The organism is Egibacter rhizosphaerae, from assembly GCF_004322855.1.
Taxonomy (GTDB): domain Bacteria; phylum Actinomycetota; class Nitriliruptoria; order Euzebyales; family Egibacteraceae; genus Egibacter; species Egibacter rhizosphaerae.
In genome coordinates this window covers 402,431-425,299 of the sequence record NZ_CP036402.1, presented here as the reverse complement: position 1 = coordinate 425,299, position 22,869 = coordinate 402,431, and the positions used below count along the sequence as shown (strand labels likewise).

The 22,869-nt window shown below is 70.6% G+C and carries 23 protein-coding genes and 2 pseudogenes; 14 read left to right on the top strand and 11 right to left on the bottom strand.

Going from position 1 to position 22,869, the window contains the following annotated elements; all coding sequences use genetic code 11:
* The first annotated feature begins 204 nt into the window (after positions 1-204).
* The 5 genes from ER308_RS01955 (at position 205) to ER308_RS01935 (ending at position 5,275) form a co-directional block, all read left to right on the top strand.
* Positions 205-1,068 (top strand): sucrase ferredoxin, encoded by an 864-nt coding sequence (locus ER308_RS01955; RefSeq protein WP_131153448.1) that lies wholly within the window; start codon positions 205-207, stop codon positions 1,066-1,068.
* 83 nt (positions 1,069-1,151) lie between these two features.
* Positions 1,152-2,129, top strand: coding sequence for a FecCD family ABC transporter permease (locus tag ER308_RS01950; protein ID WP_205745842.1), 978 nt, complete (start codon positions 1,152-1,154; stop codon positions 2,127-2,129).
* An 11-nt stretch (positions 2,130-2,140) separates the two neighbouring features.
* Positions 2,141-3,229, top strand: a complete 1,089-nt coding sequence (locus tag ER308_RS01945) for a FecCD family ABC transporter permease (RefSeq protein ID WP_131153447.1) — start codon at positions 2,141-2,143, stop codon at positions 3,227-3,229.
* Positions 3,230-3,243: 14 nt separating this feature from the next.
* A complete protein-coding gene (locus ER308_RS01940) occupies positions 3,244-4,179 on the top strand; it encodes an ABC transporter ATP-binding protein (RefSeq protein WP_131153446.1) in 936 nt (311 codons plus the stop codon).
* 43 nt (positions 4,180-4,222) lie between these two features.
* Complete coding sequence (locus ER308_RS01935) at positions 4,223-5,275, top strand: ABC transporter substrate-binding protein (RefSeq protein ID WP_205745841.1); 1,053 nt, start codon at positions 4,223-4,225, stop codon at positions 5,273-5,275.
* A gap of 84 nt (positions 5,276-5,359) precedes the next feature.
* On the opposite strand, the gene ER308_RS01930 is transcribed toward ER308_RS01935, so the two are convergent.
* The 3 genes from ER308_RS01930 to ER308_RS01920 are packed head-to-tail and all read right to left on the bottom strand — an operon-like array spanning position 5,360 to position 6,775.
* A complete protein-coding gene (locus ER308_RS01930) occupies positions 5,360-5,788 on the bottom strand; it encodes a type II toxin-antitoxin system VapC family toxin (RefSeq protein ID WP_131153445.1) in 429 nt (142 codons plus the stop codon).
* Complete coding sequence (locus tag ER308_RS01925; protein ID WP_131153444.1) at positions 5,785-6,033, bottom strand: antitoxin; 249 nt, start codon at positions 6,031-6,033, stop codon at positions 5,785-5,787. The genes ER308_RS01930 and ER308_RS01925 overlap by 4 nt, the downstream gene beginning before the upstream one ends.
* A 22-nt stretch (positions 6,034-6,055) precedes the next feature.
* Positions 6,056-6,775, bottom strand: coding sequence for a DNA alkylation repair protein (locus ER308_RS01920; RefSeq protein ID WP_131153443.1), 720 nt, complete (start codon positions 6,773-6,775; stop codon positions 6,056-6,058).
* Positions 6,776-6,979: 204 nt separating this feature from the next.
* Between ER308_RS01920 and ER308_RS01915 the strand changes: the two genes are divergently transcribed.
* From ER308_RS01915 to ER308_RS01905, 3 genes are all read left to right on the top strand, one after another.
* Positions 6,980-7,615, top strand: coding sequence for an SRPBCC family protein (locus tag ER308_RS01915; protein WP_131153442.1), 636 nt, complete (start codon positions 6,980-6,982; stop codon positions 7,613-7,615).
* Positions 7,612-7,992, top strand: coding sequence for an ArsR/SmtB family transcription factor (locus tag ER308_RS01910; RefSeq protein ID WP_131153441.1), 381 nt, complete (start codon positions 7,612-7,614; stop codon positions 7,990-7,992). Before ER308_RS01915 ends, ER308_RS01910 begins: the two co-directional genes overlap by 4 nt.
* 228 nt (positions 7,993-8,220) lie before the next feature.
* Positions 8,221-9,303: an IS630 family transposase gene (locus ER308_RS01905; protein WP_131153440.1), complete on the top strand. Its 1,083-nt coding sequence runs from the start codon at positions 8,221-8,223 to the stop codon at positions 9,301-9,303.
* 343 nt (positions 9,304-9,646) lie between these two features.
* On the opposite strand, the pseudogene ER308_RS01900 reads toward ER308_RS01905, so the two are convergent.
* Positions 9,647-10,746, bottom strand: a pseudogene (locus ER308_RS01900) (ISL3 family transposase).
* Between the two features lie 53 nt (positions 10,747-10,799).
* Between ER308_RS01900 and ER308_RS01895 the strand changes: the two are divergent.
* Positions 10,800-11,243 (top strand): hypothetical protein, encoded by a 444-nt coding sequence (locus ER308_RS01895; RefSeq protein WP_131153439.1) that lies wholly within the window; start codon positions 10,800-10,802, stop codon positions 11,241-11,243.
* A 257-nt stretch (positions 11,244-11,500) separates the two neighbouring features.
* On the opposite strand, the gene ER308_RS01890 is transcribed toward ER308_RS01895, so the two are convergent.
* Positions 11,501-12,250: a DUF3097 family protein gene (locus ER308_RS01890; protein WP_205745840.1), complete on the bottom strand. Its 750-nt coding sequence runs from the start codon at positions 12,248-12,250 to the stop codon at positions 11,501-11,503.
* 402 nt (positions 12,251-12,652) lie between these two features.
* Here ER308_RS01890 and ER308_RS01885 point away from each other — a divergent pair, with 402 nt between their 5' ends.
* From ER308_RS01885 to ER308_RS01865, 5 genes are all read left to right on the top strand, one after another.
* Positions 12,653-13,495: a sulfurtransferase gene (locus tag ER308_RS01885; RefSeq protein WP_131153437.1), complete on the top strand. Its 843-nt coding sequence runs from the start codon at positions 12,653-12,655 to the stop codon at positions 13,493-13,495.
* Between the two features lie 40 nt (positions 13,496-13,535).
* The gene (locus tag ER308_RS01880; RefSeq protein WP_131153436.1) at positions 13,536-14,033 is read left to right on the top strand and encodes a beta-class carbonic anhydrase; all 498 of its coding nucleotides are present in this window, start codon (positions 13,536-13,538) and stop codon (positions 14,031-14,033) included.
* A 184-nt stretch (positions 14,034-14,217) separates the two neighbouring features.
* Positions 14,218-14,910: a hypothetical protein gene (locus ER308_RS01875; RefSeq protein ID WP_131153435.1), complete on the top strand. Its 693-nt coding sequence runs from the start codon at positions 14,218-14,220 to the stop codon at positions 14,908-14,910.
* 144 nt (positions 14,911-15,054) lie between these two features.
* Positions 15,055-15,876: a hemerythrin domain-containing protein gene (locus tag ER308_RS01870; protein ID WP_131153434.1), complete on the top strand. Its 822-nt coding sequence runs from the start codon at positions 15,055-15,057 to the stop codon at positions 15,874-15,876.
* A 109-nt stretch (positions 15,877-15,985) separates the two neighbouring features.
* Complete coding sequence (locus ER308_RS01865; protein ID WP_240731908.1) at positions 15,986-16,345, top strand: cupin domain-containing protein; 360 nt, start codon at positions 15,986-15,988, stop codon at positions 16,343-16,345.
* Positions 16,346-16,546: 201 nt separating this feature from the next.
* Here ER308_RS01865 and ER308_RS01860 read toward each other — a convergent pair whose 3' ends face one another.
* The 6 genes and pseudogenes from ER308_RS01860 to ER308_RS23010 form a co-directional block, all read right to left on the bottom strand.
* Complete coding sequence (locus ER308_RS01860) at positions 16,547-17,287, bottom strand: alpha/beta fold hydrolase (protein WP_131153433.1); 741 nt, start codon at positions 17,285-17,287, stop codon at positions 16,547-16,549.
* A gap of 247 nt (positions 17,288-17,534) precedes the next feature.
* On the bottom strand, positions 17,535-18,674 hold the full coding sequence (locus ER308_RS01855) for a BCCT family transporter (protein WP_131153432.1): 1,140 nt from the start codon (positions 18,672-18,674) through the stop codon (positions 17,535-17,537).
* A gap of 112 nt (positions 18,675-18,786) precedes the next feature.
* Positions 18,787-20,241 carry a group II intron reverse transcriptase/maturase gene (gene ltrA / locus ER308_RS01845; protein ID WP_131153430.1) on the bottom strand — a complete coding sequence of 485 codons (1,455 nt, stop codon included), beginning with the start codon at positions 20,239-20,241 and terminating at the stop codon, positions 18,787-18,789.
* A gap of 514 nt (positions 20,242-20,755) precedes the next feature.
* Entirely contained in the window at positions 20,756-21,349 is a 594-nt protein-coding gene (locus tag ER308_RS01835) for a BCCT family transporter (protein ID WP_131153429.1), read from the bottom strand.
* 116 nt (positions 21,350-21,465) lie between these two features.
* Positions 21,466-21,954: a serpin family protein gene (locus tag ER308_RS22675; RefSeq protein ID WP_276319882.1), complete on the bottom strand. Its 489-nt coding sequence runs from the start codon at positions 21,952-21,954 to the stop codon at positions 21,466-21,468.
* Positions 21,955-22,009: 55 nt separating this feature from the next.
* Positions 22,010-22,777, bottom strand: a pseudogene (locus tag ER308_RS23010) (serpin family protein); the annotation flags it as partial.
* Positions 22,778-22,869: the final 92 nt, after the last annotated feature.

Genomic DNA, 22,869 nt, shown 5'->3' with positions numbered 1-22,869 from the left:
GCATTTACTTCGGTAAGGTATACCTTAGCGGATCGGCGCCGTGGGGTGCGGCGTTCCCGATCCGCGACAGGAGTGTGTGTGTCCCTGAACGCCGAACCCTCGACGGCGACTCCGGCCCCGACACCGAGTCCGGAGTCGACCCCGGCGAGGGAGAGTCGTCGCCGCGACTCGTGCGCCACCACCTCGGTTGACGCTGGCGAGTCGATGGTCGGGCGGGGAGGTCAGGTCGAAGCGTGGATCCTCCTCGAGCACAACGGCCCCTGGCCGGCGACGGCGCCTGACGGGGTCGTGGACCCGGGTGTTCTCGCCGAGGCGCGACGGCGCGCTCCCGGCGTGCGTGTCCAGCTCATCCGCAGCGCGGAGCGGCCCCGGGTGACGCGACCCCTCGCCCTGCTGGCGTGGACCTCGGGGACGAATCCTTGGGTCGAGGCGCGTCGGCTGGGGAGCGAGCAGGAGCTGCTCGACGTCGACCTCGAGGCCCTGGCTCGGGGGGCGCCCGTCGGCTTTGGGAAACCCGTGTACGAGCCGTTCCTCACGGTGTGCACCCACGGGAAGAAGGACCCCTGCTGCGCCGAGTTCGGCCGACCCGCCTTGCGGGCGCTCTCGGTTGCGCTCGCGGGGCGCGTGTGGGAGACGACGCACCTCGGTGGCGACCGCTTCGCGGCGAACGCACTCGTTTTCCCCTACGGGCTCTGCTACGGGCGCGTCGGACCAACCGACGCGCTGGCGCTGGCCCGCTGCGCCGACGCCGGGGAGGTGCACCTGCCGAACCTGCGGGGCCGCACGAGCCTGTCGCCCGCCGCCCAGGTCGCCGAATACCAGATCCGGCGGGCGACCGGCCTCACGGGACTCACCGACGTGAGCGTCGAGGACGTCGCCGAGAGCGACGGGCAGTCGGTCGTGCAACTGGCCAGCTCGGTGGGACGATTCGAGGTCGCGCTGGCGCTGGTCGACGAGGGGGTGCCGGGTGTCGGCAGCTGCGGGAGCGGGGCGACCGCTTCGACGGGCCGGTGGGTGGCGCGATTGGTGCGCCACGTCGAGGCGGCCGCCGCGGCTGATGTCGCGTGACGCCCCCGGTGCCGCCTCGGCAACCCGACGTGGCGCACCGGGGGGCCAGGCTGCGCGGGGCGGGGGGTCACGGTTGGCGTGCCGTGGGCTTGCTCGTCCTGGCGGTGGGGCTCGCCGTCGCGGTGCTGGCGAGCCTGCGGTTCGGGTCGGTCGCCCTGTCGACTGAGGCCGCGCTGGGCGCTTTGCTCGACTTCGACGGCTCGAGTGAGCACCTCATCGTCCGGCGCATGCGGCTACCCCGCACGATGATCGGTCTCGGGGCGGGCGCGAGCCTCGCCGTGGCTGGTGCGATCATGCAGGCGGCGACCCGCAACCCGCTCGCCGGTCCCGGCATCCTCGGTGTGAACGCCGGCGCCGCGGTCGCCGTCGTCACCACGGTCCACGTCGCCGGGGCCGTGACCCCGAGGAGCTCGGTGTGGGTGGCGCTCGCCGGCGCCTTGACGGCGGCCCTGCTCGTGTACGTGATCGGTGCGGCCGGGAGGTCGGGCGCGACGCCGATCAAGCTCGCGCTCGCCGGTCTGGTGACGACCGCGCTGCTCGAGTCGTGGACCTCGGCCGCCCTGGTCCTCGACCGTCGCACCCTCGACCAGGTGCGGTTCTGGCTCGCTGGCTCGCTCGCCGGCGGCGAGCCGGAGCTCCTGTGGCAGGTTGCGCCGCTCATGCTGGCCGGGATCGTGCTCGCCCTGCTGCTCGCCCGGCAGTTGAACGCGCTCGCCCTTGGTGACGACGTGGCTCGCGCGCTCGGACAACGGACCGGCAGTGTCCGGGTCGCGTGTCTCGGCGTGGTCGTCCTCCTCGCCGGGTCGGCGGTCGCGGTAGCCGGTCCGATCGCCTTCGTCGGCCTCGCGGTTCCGCACATCGCCCGCGTGCTCACCGGACCCGACTACCGCTGGGTGCAGGCGTACGCGGTCGTCCTCGGCCCGACGCTCCTCCTCGCTGCGGACGTCCTTGGTCGGGTGGTGGCCCGCCCGAGCGAGCTGCAGGTCGGCATCGTCACCGCCCTGTTGGGGGCGCCGTTCCTCGTCGCGCTCGCCCGCCGTCGATCGCTCCCGAGCGTTTGAGGCGCGACGCGATGCCCGAACTGCTGCCCCGCCCCCACACTCGCGGGGCGACCGGGTCCCGGTCGCAACGGGTCACGGTGCGGTTGCCGGCCGTGGCGCTGTCGACCCGGATCAGTCCACGCACGGTCGGTGCGGGCATCGTCGCATTCGCCCTGGTCATGGCTACGACGGTCGCGGCGCTGCTGCTCGGCGAGGTCGAGCTCGGCCCCGGCGGGGCGCTCAGCGCGCTGGCCGGCGCCGAGGAGACCCCGGAGGCGGAGGCGTTCGTCGTGCGCGCCCTGCGGTTGCCCCGTGCCCTTGCCGCGGTCCTGGTCGGCGGGGCCCTCGCAGCGAGCGGCGCGATCTTCCAGGGACTCGTCCGCAATCCTCTCGTCGCGCCCGACGTCATCGGGGTCAACGCCGGCGCGGGAGTGCTCGCGGTCCTCACGATCGTGACCGCCCAAGCGGTGGTGTGGCTGCCGGTGGCGGCGCTGGCGGGGGCGGTGGGTACAGCGTTCGCGATCTACGGTCTCACGTGGCGCCGGGGGATCAGCGGCCATCGGCTCGTGCTCGTCGGCATCGGCGTGAACGCCGCCCTGACCGCACTCACGACGCTCCTGATCGTCCGGTTCCCGGTCGAGCGGGTCTCGTCCGCGGTGCGATGGCAGACCGGCACGCTGCACGGCACCGGCTGGGACGAGGTCGCGCTCGTGGGGGTCGGTGTCGCGGTGCTGCTGCCCTTGGGGGTATGGCTCACGCGCCAGCTCGGGGCGCTCGAGCTCGGCGACGACGCAGCCCGCGCGCTCGGCGCCCGGGTCGAGCCCGCCCGTGCGGGCCTCCTGGGCGTCGGCGCGGGACTCGCTGCCGTCGCCGTGGCCGCGAGTGGCCCGATCGGCTTCGTCGCCCTGGCCACGCCACACCTCGCTCGTTGGCTCGCCGGGCCTCTGACGCGGGGCGTGCTGGTCCTGTCCGCCCTGCTCGGCGGCGGGTTGGTCGGACTCTCCGACCTCGCCGCCCAGCACGCGCTCCCGACGAGCCTGCCGGTGGGTGTGGTGACCGCTGCGGCCGGGGCTCCCTACTTCCTGTTGTTGCTGTATCGCACGAACCGTGCTGCTCTGTGATGGAGGTCCAGCCGATGCGCCGACGCACCGAGACGCCCGCGACCACGCTCTCCCCGCGTAGCGAGGACTGGGTCGCGGACCGTCCGAGCCACGGCTCGAGTGGGTTGTGGGCGGAGCACCTCGAGCTGGCGTACGACACCGAGACCGTCGTGCGCGACCTGTCGCTCGAGGTCCCCGAGGGGCGCATCACGGTCATCTGCGGTCCGAACGCCTGCGGCAAGTCCACCCTGCTGCGCGGTCTCGCGCGCCTGCTGCGTCCGCGCCATGGGGCGGTACACCTCGACGGCCAGTCGATCGCGCGACTGCCGACGAGGGTCGTCGCCATGCGTGTCGGCCTGCTGCCCCAGGCGCCCCAGGCCCCCGAAGGGCTGACCGTGGAGGACCTGGTCGCCCGTGGCCGGTTCCCTCACCAGCGCTGGTTCCAGCAGTGGTCCTACGAGGACGAGCGGGCGGTGGACGCTGCGTTGGCGCTGAGCGGGGTCGACGACCTGCGCGACCGGCCCGTCGACGAGCTCTCCGGTGGCCAGCGTCAGCGCGCGTGGATCGCGATGGCGCTCGCGCAGGAGACGCCCATCCTCCTGCTCGACGAGCCGACCACCTTCCTCGACCTCGCACACCAGGTCGAGGTGCTGGACCTGCTCGCCGAGCTGAACGAGCGGCAGGGACGCACGGTCGTCATGGTGCTGCACGACCTCAACGAGGCCTCCCGCTACGCGCACCACCTCGTCGCGATGCGCGGCGGGCGCGTCCACACCAGCGGCGCCCCGGCCGAGATCCTCACCCCCGAGACGATCGGCGAGGTGTTCGGGGTGTCCGCCCGCGTCATCGAGGACCCGGTCACCGGCACACCGCTGTGTGTGCCGTACAGCGAGGCCCGATCGGCCGGACGACGGGGACGGTCCGATGCTGACCGCGGCGCGGGTGCGGTCCGCCTCGAGACCGGAAATTGATAAGGTTAGCTTTACCTAATATCAGCCGAGGACTGGAGGATGCGTGACACACGCGACCTTGCGATTGATCGGGTTGGTGGCCGTAGTGGCCGCGTTGCTCGTGGCGTGCGGCAGCACCGAGGGCGGAGATGCGGAACCTGACCCGGAGGCCGCCCCCGACGGCGACGACGCGGAGGAGTCCGCGGAGGACGGGCAGCAGGAGGAGCCTCCCGACGAGAGCGGGGAGGCGACGTCGGAGCCGGAGGACGGCGGGGACGGCGACACCCGCACCGTGGCTCACGACCTCGGCGAGGCCGAGGTGCCCGCCGAGCCGGAGCGCGTCGTGGCACTGGACTCCCCGCACCTCGACGCCGCCCTCTCCCTGGGGGTGGACCCCGTGGGCGCGGTCGAAGTGTTCGCGGGGGAGGGGTTGCCCGCCTACCTCGACGACCAGGCCGAGTCGGTCGTTCCCGTCGGCACGATCGAAGAGCCCGACCTCGAGGCCATCGTGGAACTCGAGCCGGACCTCATCCTCACCGCCACCGTGCGCCACGAGGGCCTACGGGACGAACTCGAAGCCATCGCGCCGACCGTGTTCACCCAGTCGTCGGGCACCACATGGCAGGACGACTTCCAGCTCGTCGCCGACACGCTCGGTCGGGCTGAGGCCGGCGAGGAGATCCTCGACGATTACGAAGCACACGCGGCCTCGGTCGGCGAGACAGTCGGCGCGGAAGGGGCCGAAGCTGCCGTTGTGCGGTTCCTACCCGACGAGACGCGTGTCTACGGACCCGAGACGTTCTCGGGGAGAGTGCTGCGGGAGGTGGGGTTCGAGCTGCCCGAGCTCGAGTACGACGAGTACTCGATGGCGCTGATCAGCCCCGAGCAGATCGGCCGGATCGACACCGCCGAGGTCATCTTCGCGACGGCGTACGGTGATCCCGCGGAGAGTACGCGGGGTGAGGTCACCTCCCTGTGGGAGCAGCTGCCGGCGGTGGGCGCGGGATGCCAGTTCGATGTCGCCGACGACGACTGGATGATTGGCATCGGACCGATCGGCGCCGAGATAATCCTCGAGGACGTTCTGGAGCGTCTTCAGGGGCCGGCCTGCCCGTAGGCCCAACTCTGCTCCGCGCTTCGGTGACCTCGTGGCACTCGTTGGCCGCAACAACCCGTGGGGGCTTGGGGTTGCGCGCTGGTCTCAGATCCGGGGTGCCTCTCGGCGCACGCCCTCGAAGCGGTCGAAGTCGTGGTCGAAGGACACGATCGTGCCGCGGTGCTCGATCGCCAGCGCCGCGAGGTGCGCGTCGTTGACGAGGTTGCCGCCTGCTCCCAGCCCGCGAAGGAGGTCCCGCACGAGTCGCGCGTGCTCGAGGGTGGGGTGCACCACGACGGCCGGTGGGGCGGCCAGCCACCCGTCGACACGGTCCATCGCGTCGTCGATCGTCAACGGCGAGGGGAACAGCCCGTCGCGGGTGGCAAGGCGCACGAACGCGAGCAGGACGACCCACGCGAACGCGACCGTGTCCTGCCCGGACAAGGCTCGGTCGAGCCATCGTCGTGACGGCTTGTGGCGCTCGGCGTCCACGTTGACCGCGTACAGCAGGACGTTCGCGTCGACGAGCTTCACGAGCCGGCCCGCTCCTTGCGAACAAGGTCCTCGTCCTCGAGGTCACCGGCGACCTGCAGCGCGCGGTCGAGGTTCACCGACGGGCGTCCGAGCGAGGCGGTCGGTGTCTGGAACTCCTCGGCAGTATCCCCCGCGCCGCTGCGGATGACGTCGTTGAGCGCTTCCTTGAACGTCATCCCGCGCTCGCGCATCCGACGCCGCACGATCTGCGCGGTGTCGGGGTCCAGGGTCACGGTCGTCCGCATCGGGCTCATCATAGCATCAGGACTACTGATGCGATGATGCATCCGTGAGGTATCGCTCGCGGTCGGTTGGATCGAGCTTCTCGACGGCGAGGCGGAGTGCGGGGCGGGGCATCGTTACCGCGTGCTCGGTGAGGAAGCGGTGGAGGGCGGCGGGATCCCTGGACCCGGCGTGTTTGAGGAAGATGCCGACCGGCTTGTGCACGGTCGGATCCTCGTCGCCGGCCAGTTGCGCGGCGATGGCAAGGCCCGCGGCGAGGTCGTCGTCGCTGCCCGCGCGGACGAAGTGCAGGGGCGCGGTGATCGCGGTCCGTCGCTCGAGTGATGCGGGGGAGGCTGCGAGGTCGTGCAGCGGAGTGGGGGAGCGACCGGCGAGGTAGCCGCCGACGACGCGGGGCGCGGCACGATCGACCATGTCCCAGGTGGTGATCCGGTCGTGGCGGGCGAGGTAGCGCTCGTAGAGCTCGCGGCGCTGGTCGTCGTCGAGTCGGCGGCGGGCCCGGAAGTCCAGGATGCTCATCGCCGTCATCCGGGGCTCGTAGGCGGGATGATCCAGCAGCTGGTCGACCTCGACCAGCGGCAGGTCGGTGTGGGCCTTGGCGACGTCGAACAGGTCGCGCATGCGCACCCCGAACGCCGGCTCGTCGGGTGCCAGCCGCTTGCGGACCTTCGCGAGCTCGTCCTCGGCTCGCAGGGCCTCGAGCTCCTCGACGATCGCCGTCGCAGACGACTTGGACGTCGACATCCCGCCTCCCTGGTAGCCGGGCAGGGAGCGTAGCGGGTCAGGCCGGCGAGTCGACGGTGGCGAACTGGCACGAACCCGTGATGGTCGGCGGCGAATTCGTGTCAACGAAGGGCTCGGCGCTTGCCTTCGGTCCAAGCATAAGCCACTATTAATATAGCCATCTCCTTATGGAGTTCGACCGGATGGCGACGAGGGAGGCCCGGGATGGCGATCGACCCCGAAGGTACGGCGAGACTGGTGACCCGTGAGGTCCGCACCGACGCCCGTGACGGGCGGGCCACGCGGGTGGTGGTGGCGCGTCGCTCGTATGCGACCACCCAGGACGACCTCTGGGACGCGGTGACCAATCCCGAGCGCATTCCGCGCTGGTTCTTGCCGGTCAGCGGCGATCTGCAGCCGGGTGGACGCTACCAACTCGAGGGCAACGCGGAGGGCACCGTTGAGCGGTGCGATCCGCCGCGGTCCTTCGAGGTGACCTGGGAGTTCGCCGGGCAAGTGTCGTGGCTAAAGGTCGAGCTGGCGCCGTCGGCCGACGGCGCCACGCTCGAGCTGGCGCACGAAGCGCCGGTAGACCCGGACTTCTGGGCGCAGTACGGGCCCGGCGCCGCCGGTATCGGGTGGGACCTCGGGCTCATGGGCCTCGGCTTGCACCTCGACTCGGCGGCTGGGGTCGACCCGGCCGACGCCGACGACTGGGTGGTGAGCGAGCCGGGCGTGGCGTTCGTTCGACAGGCCGCTGCCGACTGGGCCGACTGTGCGATCGCCGACGGCGACGACCCGCGGGCCGCGCAGGAGGCAGCCGAGCGCACCGTGGCCTTCTACACCGTCCCGCCGCAGTGACCGACGCGTCGTTCGCTGCGCTGGGCGACCCGGTCCGAAGGCGGATCCTCGAGCTCCTCGCCGAGGGGGAGCAGCCCGTCGGCACGCTGGTCGTGACCCTGGCCGCCGAGCACCCCATCAGTCAACCGGCGGTGTCGCAGCACCTGCGGGTGCTGCGAGACGCCGGACTCGTGACCGTCCGCGCGTACGGCACCCGGCGCTTGTACGACCTCGACCGCGACGGGCTTCGCGAAGCGGCCACGTGGCTCGCCGGGTTGGCCGAGCAGCCGGGACCGTTCACTCAGCCGTTCGATGCCCTGGCCACAGAGGTCGTTCGCAGCCGTCGTGCCACCACGATCCGGGAGGGCGGGGCGCGCGCGGACCCCGCCGCGGGCTGAACCGTATCGACAGCGACCTCGGCTTCGCCCTCCCCGCCGGCGAGGTGGTGCGGGGGCGGAGGTCCTCGAGATGGGGCGGCGGCTCGACCGAAGTCGCTCATGTCGAGACCGCAACGGCGCCGGGCTTCCGGGTTTCGCGCTGGGCTCGTAGCTTCAGGCCGGCGTGATCTAGTGGTTCGTTGCGTAGGTTCCTTTCCTGTTGGGGGTCGGGGGTGGATACTGGCCGGCATGGCCAACCATGCGAAGGTTCTGGACGTCTCGGAGGAGGACCGGCGGGTCCTGCAGTCCCGCGTGGCAGCGCGGACGGTGTCGGTGCGGGATCGGGAGCGGGCCCAGATCGTGCTGCTGGCCGCTGAGGGACTGCCGGCAGGCGAGCTCGCCGCCCGCGTGGGGTGCTCCCGACCCACGGTGACCCTGTGGCGCAACCGCTACGCCAAGGACGGGCTGGCTGGGCTGGACGATGCGCCGCGCTCAGGCGCGCCGCCCAGGCTGACCCGCCAGCGCACCGACGAGATCCTGGCGGCCACGCTCGCGCCGCCACCGGCGCATCTGGGGGTGACGCACTGGTCGTCGCGGCTGCTGGCCCGCCACCTGGGCGATGTGTCGCACACCACGATCACGCGGCTGTGGAAGTCATGGCAGCTGCAGCCGTGGCGCGCCGAGACGTTTAAGTTCCCCACCGACCCCGAGCTGGTCGCCAAGGTGCACGACATCGTCGGGCTGTACCTGCACCCGCCGGAGAACGCGGTCGTGCTGTGCGTCGACGAAAAGTCCCAGATCCAGGCGTTGGAGCGCACCCAGCCGATCCTGCCGCTCAAGCCCGGCCAGGCCGAACGGCAATCCCACGACTACCGCCGGCACGGCACCACCACCCTGTTCGCCGCCCTGGAGGTGGCCACCGGCAAAGTGGCCGGCGCCTGCTACCCCCGCCACCGCCACGAAGCGTTCCTCCAGTTCCTCAAGCAGGTCGCCAAGACCTACCCGCGGGTGCCGCTGCACGTGATCGTCGACAACTACTCGGCGCACAAGCACGCCGACGTCAAGACATGGCTGGCCAAGAACCCGCGGATCCAGCTGCACTTCACCCCGACGCACTCCTCATGGATGAACCTGGTCGAATCGTTCTTCTCGATCATCACCCGCCAGGCCATCCGCCGCGGCTCGTTCACCTCCGTGCGGCAGGTCACCGACGCCATCGCCACCTTCATCGACGGCTGGAACGACCGCTGCCAGCCCTTCACCTGGACCAAAACCGCCGACGACATCCTCGCCACAGCCAACCGGAAAGCCGACTCCGTTACAGAGCACTAGCCCACCCTGGCGCCCCGATGGGCCGGGAGATGGGCGTCGATCCGTTCCCATGGCGTCTCTTGTGCTGGTGCGATCGACGCAGGACGATCGAGTCGCTCCCGATTCTCGGGCTGGGAGCCCGACGCCAGGGCCTCCGGGTGATCAGCGAGGGCACGCCGAGCGACGGCAGGCTCAAGCGATGCTTCGCTTAGTCCCGCTCGCGGTGGCGCTCAGCGATGTCGAGCTGAGCGAGCCTGCGGGTCGAGGTCGTGCGGCAAGGGGTCAAGTCGGCATGGCTTGTGCCGACATTGACAGCACGGGCAGGACAAGCGAGTAAATAGGGGTCTCCTGACGTGTTCGTGGGTCATGTGGGGGCTCGGCCGGGCAGGGGTGGGCAGAGTCCGCCGAGGGTGAGCATGGCCAGCGCGATCAGCGGTGGGGGCGAGTGGAACCCGAACGCGACGCGGGTCAGCAGCCGGATGCGGGTGTTGGCGCTCTCGATCCGCGCGTTCGAGAGACCGTGGGCCACGGCGGCGTAGATGCGGGTCTTGTGCGCGCGGACGATGCGGGCGAGCTTGACGAAGCTGGGATCTTCGAGCGGGCTGCCCAGGCGAGCCAGCGCTCGAGCAGCGCGATGGCGGCCTCGGGGGTGTGTTGGTGGAACACCAGGCGTAGCTGCTCTTTGAGCAGGTAGGCGCGACACAGCCGTTGGTTGGTCGCCGCGATGTCGGCGAGCTTGGCGCCCTGGCGCTCGGCGAGGTCGCCGGGGCTCTTCCACAGCGCGTAGCGGGCGCCCTTGAGCTCTCGTGCGTGGGTGGTCTGCCCGGCGCGGCGCGCGTCGTTGCAGGTCTGGCGGCGCGCCTCGTCGAGCGCGTCGGTGGCCCAGGCCACCACGTGGAACGGATCCATGCAGCGGACCGCGCCTGGCGCGCGCCGGTCGACGACGTTGGTGATCCAGTTGCCCGCATCCCCGCTGAGATCAGCCGGAGCCGGGCGGCGCGCTGCTCGCCGAGGTCGCCCGGAGAACGCCTCCACGGTGGCCTCATCCCGGCCCGCCCGCGCCCAGATCAGCCGGCCGGAGTCGTGATCGACCACGACGGTGAGATACCGCTGCCCCTTGCGATGGGAGATCTCGTCGATGCCGATGCGGCGCAGCCCCTCGAGCGGGTCGATCTTGGCGCCGCGCTCGTCGGACACGCGGGTGATCGTCGCGCCGACGGTGCGCCACGCCACCCGCAACAGGCAGGTGACCGCCTTCTTCGACGTGTGCGTCGCCAGCCACGCGGCCTGCTCCTCGAACGCACGGGTGAACCCCGCGCCGTGACGCGCCCACGGCACCGTCTCGGCGTCGTCGTCCCACTCGACATCCTCGATGACCGTCCGGTCGTCGACACCCAGCAGCCGCTTCCATACCCTGACCCTGCGTCGCGGTGCTCTCGCGTGCGTCCGGCAGGGTGCCGGCATCGGCCTGACAGGGCTTGAAGGTCTCCCGCATAGTGGGTCCGAGGACCGTTGCAATGAAGAAGGTAGTCTGGCAGCTCGGCAGAGTCGCTGTGCTGCTATTGCTGCTTGCCGCGATTGGATATGTGCAGCATCTGGCGATTCAGCCTTGGAGAATGATCTCCCATTCGGATCTGGTGTGGCCATGGTTGGTGTCGGCCGCGCTCGTGGTCGTGTTCCTGGTGATCGCCTTGGTTGGACGCAATGGGAGACAGTCCCGAATCATCCTGCTGGTTGAGATGTTCGTCTCCGCAACCTTCGGTCTGATGCCGCCATCGCTATGGCTGCAGTGGTTCTTCTCCGGACCGCTGGACTGGCTCCCTGACAACTTCCTTCTCATTACCGGGGCGGGCAACACCAACGGGTTCGCGGCCGCGGTCTCGATCGCGTGGTTGGTCGCGGCTGGGATGGCGCTGGTACGCCGAGTTGGAAGCGACGCGCAGGAGGGGTTGCCGGGATAGCGGTTTGTTGGGCTGACATGGTGGAGTTTGCCTGTGGGGAGCAAGACCGTCCTCGACCGTGATCCGGAGGAGGTTAAAAGGGGGGTCTACTGACGAGATTGCAGGTCGTGCGGGTGGTGGGGAAGCCGGCCGGGACCGTCCCGTGAGCTGCGAGACCGTCCCGTGAGCTGCGAGCGGGGTCCGCGTGGACGCTTCGACGCGCCTCGACGTTTACGCAACGTCAGCGACCCGCAGGGCGTGCGAGGACGCGCGTCGCGTTAGTGTTCGAGCGGCTCGATGAGGAAGTCCAGCAGCCGTTCGACCGCGCCGACGAGGCTCGGCTCGAGGTCGGCGATCGAGTCGACGGCGCGCAGCAGCCTGCGCCACAGTGCCGCCGGCTCCTCCTCGCCGAGCGCGCGGCAGATGCCGGTCTTCCAATCCTGCCCCTTCGGGACCTCCGGCCAGGCACGCAGGCCGACGGCACGCGGGCGCACTCCCTGCCACACGTCGACGTAGGGATGGCCGGTCACCAGCACGTGCGCGCCCGTGATGCGCTCGGCGATGCGGGTCTCCTTCGAGCCGGCGACCAAGTGGTCGAGCAGCACGCCGAGCCGTCGGTCGTGAGCGGGACCGAAACGGCGGACGGCCTCGGGCGCCTCGTCGGCCCCGCCGATCGGCTCGACGACCACCGCGGCCTCGCGCAACTCCTCTCCCCAGACCTTCTCGAGCAGCTCGGCGTCGTGGAGCCCTTCGACGTAGATGCGGTGCGGGCTGGCCACGCGCGCCTGCTGTGAGCGCCCGACGAGCGCGCCCGAAGCGGTCTCGTGGCGCTGGTCGGCAGGGCGCTCGGCGGGATCGGGTCTGCGCACGAGCGTGGCTGGCTGGTCCTCGACGAGGAAGCGGCCCCCCCGCAGGGGGAAGGCGCGCTCGCGGTCGCGCCAGTCGCGCAGCACCACCGACCCTCGTTCGAGGCGGACGATCTCGCCGCTGAAGCCGGACGCGCGATCCTCGACGATGGTGCCCGGCACGGCGGGAACCTCGCGGGAAGCGCGGTCGGTCGAGCGGCGGTCGGGGCCGCCGGTCGGATCGGGTCGCCAGGATCGCACGGGCGCTCGCCAGGGTCGGTGGGACAGGGCGAGGGGAGCGTAGAGCACGCCCTGCCGTCACCGCGGGAGGGCCCGTTCGAGCACGTGGGGCATCCGGGGCCAGCGTCGTCGTCGAAGTCGGCCTGCGCTGCGATGGGCGCACGAGCGCGGTGGCGTTGCACCGTTTCCATCGTGACGGGTGTGGCCGAAGGGGGGTCGTGTGACCGATGCTGGTGTCCGGTAGCGGCCGCGACGCCGCCCGCCACGCCCGCGATCGGGTGTGGGGTCAGGGTGCACGGCGCCGTGGGCGCCTCGACGGTCACGACGAGACGTAAGGAGCACGACATGGGCTTTGCGAATCCGCATGCGCTGGCAACGACCGAGTGGCTCGCCGAGCACCTTGACGATCCGAAGGTCCGCCTCGTTGAGGTCGACGAGGACACGACCGCCTACGAGCGCGGCCACATCCCCAACGCGATCGCGTGGCACTGGGAGCGGGACCTGCACCATCCGGTCCAGCGCGACTATATCGACCAGCCGGGCCTGTCCGCGTTGCTGGCCCGTGCGGGGGTCGACGACGACACCACCGTTGTGCTGTACGGGGGCAACAACAACTGGTTCGCCGCGTACGCATACTGGCTGCTCAAGTACCGGGGATTCGACCAGGTGACGCTCCTCGACGGGGGCCGCAAGAAGTGGGAGCTCGAAGGTCGGGACCTCACGACCGACGTGCCCTCGCTCCCCGAGACCGACTTCCGCATCCGCGAGCCGGAGCGACCGGAGCTGCGCGCGCTGCGCGACGACGTGATCGGGGCGGTCGACCGAGCCGAGTTCGTCGACGTGCGCTCGCCCGAGGAGTTCTCGGGACAGAAGCTCGCGCCCGACCACCTGCCGCAGGAGCAGCCCTACGTCGCCGGCCACATCCCGGGCGCCGCGAACGTGCCGTGGTCGAAAGCCGCGCGCGAGGACGGCACGTTCAAGCCGATCGAGGAGCTGCGCGAGCTCTACGAGGGGGCCGGTGTCGACGGGGATGGCGAGGTGATCGCGTACTGCCGGATCGGAGAGCGCTCGTCGCACACCTGGTTCGTGCTGAGCGAGTTGCTCGGCCTTGACAATGTCCGCAATTACGACGGCTCGTGGACCGAGTACGGCTCGCTCGTCGGCGTCCCTGTCGAGCGGGACGCGTGAGTCCCGCGACCACCGACCGCCCCAACGGGAGGAGTCGACCATGAGCGCGATCGACCAGTGCCTGGCTAACAACGAGCAGTACGCGGCCGCGTTCGGGTCGGCCGACCTGCCGGTGCCCCCGTCGCAGGCGTTGGCCGTGGTCGCCTGCATGGATGCCCGCATCGACGTCTACCGGGCACTCGGGCTCGGGCTCGGCGATGCGCACGTGATCCGAAACGCCGGCGGGGTGATCACCGAGGACGCGATCCGCTCCCTCACGATCTCGCAGCGCCTGCTCGGCACCCGAGAGGTGCTGCTGGTGAGCCACACCGACTGCGGCATGCTCACCTTCCGCGACGACGACGTGAAGGACGCGATCGCCGACGAGGTCGGGTTTCGGCCGCCGTTCGCGTTCGAGGCGTTCGACAGCCCGGAGGAGAACCTTCGGCAGTCGATCGCGCGAATCCGCGCGAGCCCGTTCCTTCCCGACACCGACCGGGTGCGGGGCACGGTCTACGAGGTCGCGACCGGGAAACTGCGCGAGGTCACGCCGAGCTGAGCCGTCTCCCCGGCACTCGTCGAACTCCGAGGTGTCGAAACCCCGCAGTGGGGGATGTTGCAGGGCAGTACCACGAGTGCGCCGCTTTGCCTGGCGCCGTGCGCAATACCCAATGGACGCGACATCGACGCCGCTTGCCGGGCAGTCCTGGCGGCGCGAGGCCGCCCGCCCCGGGAGTCCGCCGATGAGAGCCTCGCCCGTTCGGATCCGAATCGGCGCGGTCGCGCTGGCCACGGCCGGTGTGTCGTTCCTGCTGTACCCGCTCCTGCGTCCGTGGGAGGACGAGACCACCGTCGTCGGTGCGACCGCGGCGATGAGTTCGAGCGCCTGGGTGGCCTCCCACGGATTCGCGATGATCGGGTTCGTGCTGCTCGGCCTCGGCGTCCTCGCCGCGTGGGGTGCCGTCCACCGCACTGCGGGGGAGCCCGTCGCGCTCCTCGCGGTGTTGCTGACCTGGGTCGGTATCGGCCTCACGCTGCCGTACTACGGTGCGGAGACCTTCGGGCTCCATGCGGTCGCCGCCGCAGTCGACGCCGGCGAGGCCTTGGACGTGGTGGCGATCGCCGACGGGTTCCGCTACGACCCCGTCGCGGTCACCAGCTTCGGCCTTGGCCTGACGGCGTTGGCGGCTGGGATCGTCGCCCTCGCCATCGCGGTCCGCCGCTCGGGCATTCTCTCCCCCGGCGCTGGGCTGCTGCTCGCGGCCGGCTTCGTGCTGTTTCTGCCGCAGTTCTTCGCGCCCCCCGCGGGGCGGATCGCCCACGGCGTCCTGGTCGCCGCGGGCTGCCTATGGACCGCGTGGTCGCTGTGGACGTCAGGGAGAACGGCCCATGACGCGGACGTGGACCGACCTCCGATGAGCGGACACCTCGACTGAGTCCCATGACCCACCGACACCGGGGTGGTGACCAGTGAACCCGGGACCTTCGTCCTGCTGGGCCAGGGACGATCGACCCTGAACGCCCGCATTTTGTGAACGAGTGTGTTGCGAAATCCCTGGCGGCGAATTCCGGAGGTAGTGATGCCAGCGCCCACCGAACCGCGTGACGCCCGTGTCCTCACGGACGACGGGCCGCCGGCGCTCTCCCGCGGCACCGCAGGGCCTCGGCACCACACCGCGCTGACGCAGCGGCTGGCCGAGATCTCCGAGCTCACACCGTACCTCGAGTGGCTCATCACCCCCGAGATCCGCGGGCAGCTGGCCGGCATGCTCGGCTTCCTGCACGACGACGTCCTCCACCACGCGCACGAGGAGGAGCGGGTGATCTTCCCCCCGCTCGAGCGTCTCGGTCCCGAAGGCGAGCGCTTGCGGGCCGCTCTCCTCGCCGAGCACGACACGCTACGCGAAGCCGCGGCCCGCCTGGACGCCTGTGCGGTCGTTCACCTCGACCAAACCACGATCCCCGGCCTGGCGGGCTTGATGCGCGCGACCGAGGCGCTCCTGGCACACCATCTCGATCAGGAGGCCTTGGCCACCGAGCGATTGCTGGTCCAGCTTCCCGACTGGGCTCGCCAGGAGGTCGCCGAGGGTCTCGAGCGGCTCGATGCCCTGGAGGTCCGGCCCGGTCCGGGTCCCGACGAGTGGTGGCTACCTGAGCGCATCGCGCACAAGGATCCCGTGGCCCACGACCCGTCGCGGGATCCGGAGTGGCGTGCGTCGTGCGATCCGCGGGCGCTCGTTCTCGCACGCTCTGCGGCTGCGGCCGCGGCCGATGGGACGAGCGTGAACCGGTGGCGTCAGGCGATCCTGCAGTGGAGCGGGTACCGACGCCACGTCGACACCGTGGAGCGCTGCATGCGCGAAGCGGGGGAGTGGCCGTGGAGCATTCCCTCGGCGGGCTGAGCCGTCCGGCCTCCCGGGAGGGGGCTCCCTGGGGGCGGAGGGGATAGGCTCCCGTGTCGCGGACGTCCGCGCCGAGGGGCCCGAACCGTCGAGGGAAAGGACGCGGCTGGTGGCTGGCGTCGACGACACCCGGATCGTGGATCTCGGGGCGTTGGCGGCCGAGGTTCTGGCCGCCGCGCGGGCGGCACCGGCGGGTCGAGCCGCGCGGTCGCTCCTGCCGGGTGCCGGCTCCGCGCTCACCCAGACCATGCTCGGCCTCACCGCCGACCGCGAGCTCGCCGACCACGAGAACCCGGGGATTGCCACGCTGCACGTCCTCGAGGGTCGTGTCGAGCTCCTCGCCGGGGACGAGGCAGTCGAGTTGACCGCGGGACAGTGGGCGCTGATCCCCGCCATGCGCCACGGGCTGCGGTGCCTCGAGGACGGCGTGGTCCTGTTGACCGTGCATTCCGCACGTCCGTCGCCCTAGGACCGTGAGGCCGGCGCGGGGGGTCACCCCCCACTGGCGGGGTCGTCGGTACGGTGACCCGCGGATCCGCGGGTCACCGTACGACGCTTCTGAATCGAGCCGCGGCGCTGTACGCGTACCCGCGTGGGCGCGGGTACGCGTACAGGGGGTCCGGTGCCGCTGAGTGTCACGGCTCCCGGTGGCTCGGGTGGCGGGCTCCGGTCACGAGGCCCCGCGGGCGAGGTCGTTCCAGTAGGCCTGGAGGCGGTCGGCGAGTTGCTTCGGTTGACCCAAGGCGACGAGGTGGCCGCCCGGCATCTCGTCGGAGGTGATGCCGAGACGTTCCTCGGCGACGTGGCGCTGGAAGTCGGCGGGGAAGAAGCGATCGTCCCGGCCGGCGAGCACCCGGGTCGGCACGTCGGGCCACCGGTCCAGTGGGAACGGCTGCGCGAAGGGCGTCTCGGACTGGACCCGAGCCTCCTGTCGGAGGACCTCGGCCACGACGGCCGCGGGAAGGTCGTGGAAGAACTCCTCGAGCACATCGACCTCGTCCGTGACGGGGCGATTCTCGCGGGCTGCGTGCTCGGCGCGCGCCTTGGCCTGGCCGGTCGCCGCCCACCACGAGCCGCCGGTCTCGCCGGGCAGCGGGATCATCGCGTTGACCATCACGAGCAGGGAGACCTTAAGGCGTTCGCAGACCAGCGGCGCGGAGAGGCCGCCCATCGACTGGGCCACCACCACGAGCGGGTCGGAACCGCGGGCCGCGGAGGCCACGGCGTCGGCGTACTCGTGCAGACCCGCGCTGTCCTCGTCGGCCGGTAGGTCCACCGCAAGGGCCGTGTGGCCACGGGCCTCGAGCTCCGGGACCAGCCGGTGCCAGTACGAAGCCAGCCCGCCGGCACCGGGCACGAGCACGAAGGTGGCCGGAGTCGGCGTAGTCACGGGAGCTGCCGAAGCTGTCATGGTGTCGTCCTTCGTCGCCGGCGGTCTCTGGTAGGTAGAGACCCGGCTGCCTCCACGAACTCATCGCTGGCCGCGTGCCCGGGCGAGAAGCAGCCGCGCGTGGCCCACACCGATCCGTGCGGACCGCCGACCGGTCACAATCGCCCCCTCGTGATCGTCTGCGCTCGTTCGGTGGCGACACCGTGCACCTTCCAGAGGGCTCGAAAGTCAAACCACGACACGATCGGCGGCCTGCCAGGGTGTCGGCCTACGCGGTCTCCTCCCGCTCGGCGGCGCGCTCGGCCCGCTCGCTGGACTCCACGACCAGCTCGGGGTGGTCCTCCTCGTGGCGGAACGCGCGCACCAACGCCCAGCAGGCGGCGAGCAGGAGGATCGCCAAGGGCACGCCGGTCGCGATCGAGGCCTGCTGCAGGGCCTCGAGCCCGGTCTCCCCACCGAGCGAGAGGAGAATCGCGGCGACCAGTCCCTCGAGGGCCGCCCAGAACACTCGCGTGCCGGTGTGCGGGTAGATGCTGCCGCCCGACGCGTGGATGTCGTCGACCAGGGAGCCCGAGTCCGACGAGGTGATGAAGAACAGCGCGATCGCCGCCACGGCCACGAGCGACGTGAGCACGCCGAACGGCAACAGCTCGAGCGTCTCGAACAGCGCCACGTCCAGGTTCTCCTCGGCCGCGTCCACCACGCCGGGCTCGCCGGTCAACTCGGCGAACAGCGCGGTCTCGCCGAACACGGTGAGCACGAGCGCGGTCACCACGGTGGGTACGAGCAGCACGCCGGCGATGAACTCGCGGATTGTGCGGCCGCGGGAGATGCGCGCGATGAACATCCCCACGAACGGCGACCAGGAGATCCACCAGCCCCAGTAGAACAGCGTCCAGTCCGCCTCCCAGTCATCGCCGACGAGTTCCTGCGCACCGAGTGAGAGGCGCGGCAGCGACGACACGTAGGCGCCGAGGTTGTCGAACAGCGCGTTCAGCAGGAAGACGGTCGGGCCGGCGAGCAACACGAACACCATGAGCACGCCGCCGATCCCGACGTTGGCCAGGCTCAGGCGCCGAATGCCACGGTGCAATCCGAGAACGACAGAACCGGTCGCGATGACCGTGATGACCGCGATGATCGCCACCTGGGGTCCGATGCCGGACGGGATGCCGAACACGTGCTCGAGGCCGGCGTTGATCTGCGTGGCACCGATCCCCAGCGACGTTGCCACGCCGAACAGTGTCCCGACGATGGCGAGCACGTCGATGACGTCGCCCGGCCACCCGAAGATGCGGTCACCCAACAGCGGGTGAAAGGCCGAGCGCATCGCGAGGGGCAGCCCACGCCGATAGGCGAAGTAGCAGAGGGCCAGCCCCACCACGATGTAGATCGCCCAGGCGTGCACGCCCCAGTTGGGTCGGAGCGGGGCGCGGTGCCTGGCTTGCGCCGGGTCCGTTTCCCCGCCCCGCCCGCCGAACCGGACGTGCGGCTCTCACCGCATCCGGCTCTCCACAAGGTCATGCCGGGAAGCTGGCTGCTGTGCGGGGTTCCTCGGTCCAGGGGGTGGGGATCTGTGCGCCTCGGTACCGGTGCCTGGTGATGGCGACGGTCGTGGGGTCGAACAGTTCCACGCCTTCGTCCGCTGCCCATGTTCTGCCTGCGGGGCGCAGGTAGCGACGGCGGAGCGTCTTCCAGTTGGCCTTCGGGTGTTTGTGGCGGAGCCAGTGAACTACTCGCCACCAGGTGTAGTGGCGGAGGTAGCCATAGGTCGCCGACGCCGAGGAGTGTCGGAAGTACTGGGTCCAGCCCCGCAGCACCGAGCTGAGGTGCTGCAGCAGGCTGGCGAGGGATCGGTTATATCCCTGTGTCGTGGCCGACTTCACCTTCCGCTTGATCGACGCGAGCGCCTTCTTGGCGGGGTAGGTGTAGATGAAGTGGCGGTCCGACCCCTGTTGGCGGTCCCGTTTGATCCGGAACCCGAGGAAGTCGAACCCCTTGTCGATGTGGGTCACGCCGGTCTTGGCCTCTGACAGGCGCAGGCCCATCGGCGCGAGGAGACTGGCGATGTCGCCGCGCAGCGCGTCGGCGTGCTCGCGGGAGCCGGAGACCAGGACGACGAAGTCGTCCGAGTAGCGGATCAGCCGCCAGGTCGCCCCGCCCCGCAGGCGGTGCCGATAGCGTTGTGTGGCGTCTCCCGCGTTCTGCCACTGCTCAACGACGTGGTCGTCGAGCACCGACAGGGCGATATTGGCCAGCAACGGGGAGAGAATGCCTCCTTGCGGAGTGCCGGTGTGCGTGTCCCTGCTGACCTGATCCTCCGAGAGGATCCCGGCCTTGAGGAACGCCTTGACCAAGGCCAGCACCCGCTTGTCCCCGACCCGTCGGCGCACCCGGTCCATCAGGGCCGTGTGGTCGATCTCGTCGAAGCACGCCTGGATGTCGGCTTCCAGCACCCACTCGTAGGAGCGAGCGGCGTAGAAGCGGACCTCCTCGATGGCGTCTTGGGCGCGGCGTCGAGGCCGGAAGCCGTACGAGCACGGCTGGAAATCCGCCTCGAAGATCGGCTCCAGCACCAGCTTCAGGCTGGCCTGGACCACCCGATCAGCCACGGTGGGGATCCCCAACCGTCGCTTCTTGGTCGTCGCCGGCTTGGGGATCGTGCGTTCGCGGACCGACTGAGGCGTGAACGCGCGCGCCCTGAGCTGGGCGCGCAGACCATCCAGAAACGCCTCGACCCCGCCCTGCTCGATCTCGCGGGCGGTGCGCCCGTCGACACCGGCAGAGCGCGATCCCCTGTTGTTTCGGACCCGAGTCCACGCCACCACGAGGAACGCCGGGTCAGCGACAAGGTTGAACAGGTCATCGAACCGACGGTCCGCATCACCGCGAGCCCATCGGTGCAACTTCGTCTGGATCTCCAGTACCCTGACCCGCGCCTGCGCGGCGTCGGGCCATGGCGCGCCAGTGTTCACCGGCGACCTCCTGGCATTCCAGTCCGACCGTTGCGATCTTGCTGCCTGCCTTCGCCATGTGGACGGCTCTCCCGCCCTCGGACTACTACACAGGCTCCGTCCCACCCCCGGGCCAACAGTCGGCTGTGGACCTGCCCGTCACCGGCCTGGCTGGCCGACGGGAAGGGCAGCCCAAGGGCGGTTCCCACGTTCACTGATCTCCGGTCGACGGATCCGGCGTCCGGCTTTACCCCTGCCGCCTCGCCATGGCTACGCCGCAGGCTTTCCCCATGGCCTCCCCAGCCGGTAACTGGAACCGCTGCAGGAGTCGCATTCCCCAACACAAGGTCCGCGCGCACGACTGACCGGCCCACATCCACCAGGTTCGAGCCGGATCCACACTTAAGGGGCTTCAACCACCGGTTCACTCGCGTTACACCCTTCCGTCTCGCTAGACGAACCCGAGCCGTCTGGTAGTGCCAGCCCGCTCCGCCGTTGTCGAGGCTGCTCTCCACCCTCCCCTGCACACCCAGGATCAGGCTGCCTCCAGCTTCACCGCCCTGCTGCGACAGGACAGAGGAGGGTCCTTACACCCCTCCCGGTCAATCAGCGCCTCGTGGCGCACGTGGAAGAACGTGGTGGTCATCGCGTCCGTCGCGGCCTCGGGTGACCCGGGTTCCGCGTCGGACCAGGGTGGGACCTGGAGCCCGAAGTGGCTGATCGGCTCCGCGACGCTGAAGAACAGCAGGCCGATGCCCATGCCCGCGCTGAACAGCATCGCGAACCACGCGGGGTAGCTGTAATGCGGACGTGCATCGTCGGGGCCGAGCCGCTTCTCGCCGTGACGGCTCACGGCGAGCCAGACCACGAACACCAGGAACACGGTCACCGCGCCGAGATAGAGCCACGCGAGATTCGCCGCGATCGCGTCCTGCACGGCGGCGAACGCCTCCGTCGCCCTGTCCGGAGCGAGCGACCCGAGCGCGAGGAACGCGACGATGATGATCACCGCGGGGATGAACACCTGCGGGCGGATCTCGAAGCGGGTTCGCGTCTCGAGCTTCGTGGTGAGGTAGGCGGTCTCCGCCTCCTCGCCACTCGGGCGTTGCGAGTGGGCACCTTCGCTCATGGCTACCACCCCTGGTCCCCGCGTATCGGTGGACAGTGAAGGTGAGCACGGTGGGTGGCCAGCGATTACCTCGCTGAGACGAAAGAAACACGACTTTCACGTCCGACCGGACGGGGCTACCCCGGGTCGTCGACGAACCCGAGGAAGAGCGGGACGCCGTTCTCGGTGTCGCGGACCGCGAACGCGAAGGAGCGGTCGACGACGACTTCGGTGAGCGCCGGCGCGGACTCCGCCATCACACCACCGGTGACCGCGGCCGCCTCGGTGCCTTCCTCGTCGACCTCGATGACGGCCTTCTGCGCCACCGTCTCGAGCCACGGGTTGTTCGGCGACATGCCGGTGAAGTCGTGGCCGTCGCCCCAGGCGCGCTCGATCCCGAGGGCCTTGAGGGGCGCGGTGAGGTCGTGCTCGGCCTCGAGGTCGAACGTCGGCAGGACGACCGGCAGCTCCTTGCGGGACGCTCGCTCGGACAGCTCCCGCCACTCGTCGGCGCTGAGCTCGTCGAGCACGGCCGCGATGGAGGCCTCGTCGGTGGGTAGCAGCACCTCGAACCCGAATCGCGCGTCGGTCGCCTCCTCGTGCTCGCCGTAGGGGAGACGGGCCAGGTACGAGGTCGCGCTCGTGGTCCGCGGCGACGAACACGTCGGCCTCGTCGTGGTGCATGAGGTCGGTGGTCACCTCGGCGCCGTCGTCGCGGGTGAACGGTCCCGCGGCGGTGTCGTCGGGGTCGAACTGGTCGGTCCAGTCGCCGGCGAAATGGGTGGCGTTGGCCAGTACGGCGACCGCGTTCGCCCGCGGCAGCCCGAGCGCGTCACTGATCTCGTCGACCAGGCCATCGGTGCGCTCCTCGGCCCACGCATCGATCTCTTCGACGTCGTCGGCGTCGCCGAGATCGAGCTCGTCGATGCTGGCGCCGAGCGTCGCGCGGATCTCCTCGCGGTAGTCGCCCTCGACGGGGTAGTCGGGGGTGAACCACGCGGCGTTGGCGAGGGTGAGGTCGACGTCGGGCGCGGTCGCGAGGTCGAGGAGGAGGCCACCCACCTGCCCGTCGGTCACCGCGTCGACGTCGGTGTGCAGCGCGGCGGCGATCTCCTCGGCGGTCTCGCCCTCGGCGCCCGGCAGCAGCAGCACAAGCAGGGCGGCCGCGGACACGGGCGAGAGCACGGTTCCGGCATCGTCGTCTTCGCCGCCGGCTCCGTCGTCGCGGAGCTCGTCGAGCAGCGCGAACCCGAACGCATCGATGCCCTCGGCGAGACGGGAGGTCCGTTCGGCGTCGACGTCGGCGAGGCGGCTCCGGTCGATGTCCTCCACGTCGCCCACGGGTCCGGCCTCCGCCGGTGCGCCGGTGCCGCTCCCGCACGCGGATGCCAACAACGCAGCGGCGGAGAACAGCGCCGCTGCTCGCGTCGCCCCACTGGTTCGGCCCATCTTGCGTCCCCTCCGGCTTGCCGACGGGCTCGGCCAATCGTGCCCTGTTCCGACGTTGCCCGACCTCGCGAGGTTCCGCGGCGGAAGCGTCC

Excerpts from the sequence above, each read along its gene's own strand:
- ER308_RS01875 (WP_131153435.1), top strand. The coding sequence starts at position 14,218 with ATGAGAGCCTCGCCCGTTCGGATCCGAATCGGCGCGGTCGCGCTGGCC.
- ER308_RS01940 (WP_131153446.1), top strand. The coding sequence starts at position 3,244 with ATGCGCCGACGCACCGAGACGCCCGCGACCACGCTCTCCCCGCGTAGC.
- ER308_RS01945 (WP_131153447.1), top strand. The coding sequence starts at position 2,141 with ATGCCCGAACTGCTGCCCCGCCCCCACACTCGCGGGGCGACCGGGTCC.
- ER308_RS01870 (WP_131153434.1), top strand. The coding sequence starts at position 15,055 with ATGCCAGCGCCCACCGAACCGCGTGACGCCCGTGTCCTCACGGACGAC.
- ER308_RS01920 (WP_131153443.1), bottom strand. The coding sequence starts at position 6,775 with ATGTCGACGTCCAAGTCGTCTGCGACGGCGATCGTCGAGGAGCTCGAG.
- ER308_RS01925 (WP_131153444.1), bottom strand. The coding sequence starts at position 6,033 with ATGCGGACGACCGTGACCCTGGACCCCGACACCGCGCAGATCGTGCGG.
- ER308_RS01905 (WP_131153440.1), top strand. The coding sequence starts at position 8,221 with ATGGCCAACCATGCGAAGGTTCTGGACGTCTCGGAGGAGGACCGGCGG.
- ER308_RS01895 (WP_131153439.1), top strand. The coding sequence starts at position 10,800 with ATGAAGAAGGTAGTCTGGCAGCTCGGCAGAGTCGCTGTGCTGCTATTG.
- ER308_RS01835 (WP_131153429.1), bottom strand. The coding sequence starts at position 21,349 with ATGAGCGAAGGTGCCCACTCGCAACGCCCGAGTGGCGAGGAGGCGGAG.
- ER308_RS01880 (WP_131153436.1), top strand. The coding sequence starts at position 13,536 with ATGAGCGCGATCGACCAGTGCCTGGCTAACAACGAGCAGTACGCGGCC.
- ER308_RS01860 (WP_131153433.1), bottom strand. The coding sequence starts at position 17,287 with ATGACAGCTTCGGCAGCTCCCGTGACTACGCCGACTCCGGCCACCTTC.
- ER308_RS01885 (WP_131153437.1), top strand. The coding sequence starts at position 12,653 with ATGGGCTTTGCGAATCCGCATGCGCTGGCAACGACCGAGTGGCTCGCC.
- ER308_RS01915 (WP_131153442.1), top strand. The coding sequence starts at position 6,980 with ATGGCGATCGACCCCGAAGGTACGGCGAGACTGGTGACCCGTGAGGTC.
- ER308_RS01955 (WP_131153448.1), top strand. The coding sequence starts at position 205 with ATGGTCGGGCGGGGAGGTCAGGTCGAAGCGTGGATCCTCCTCGAGCAC.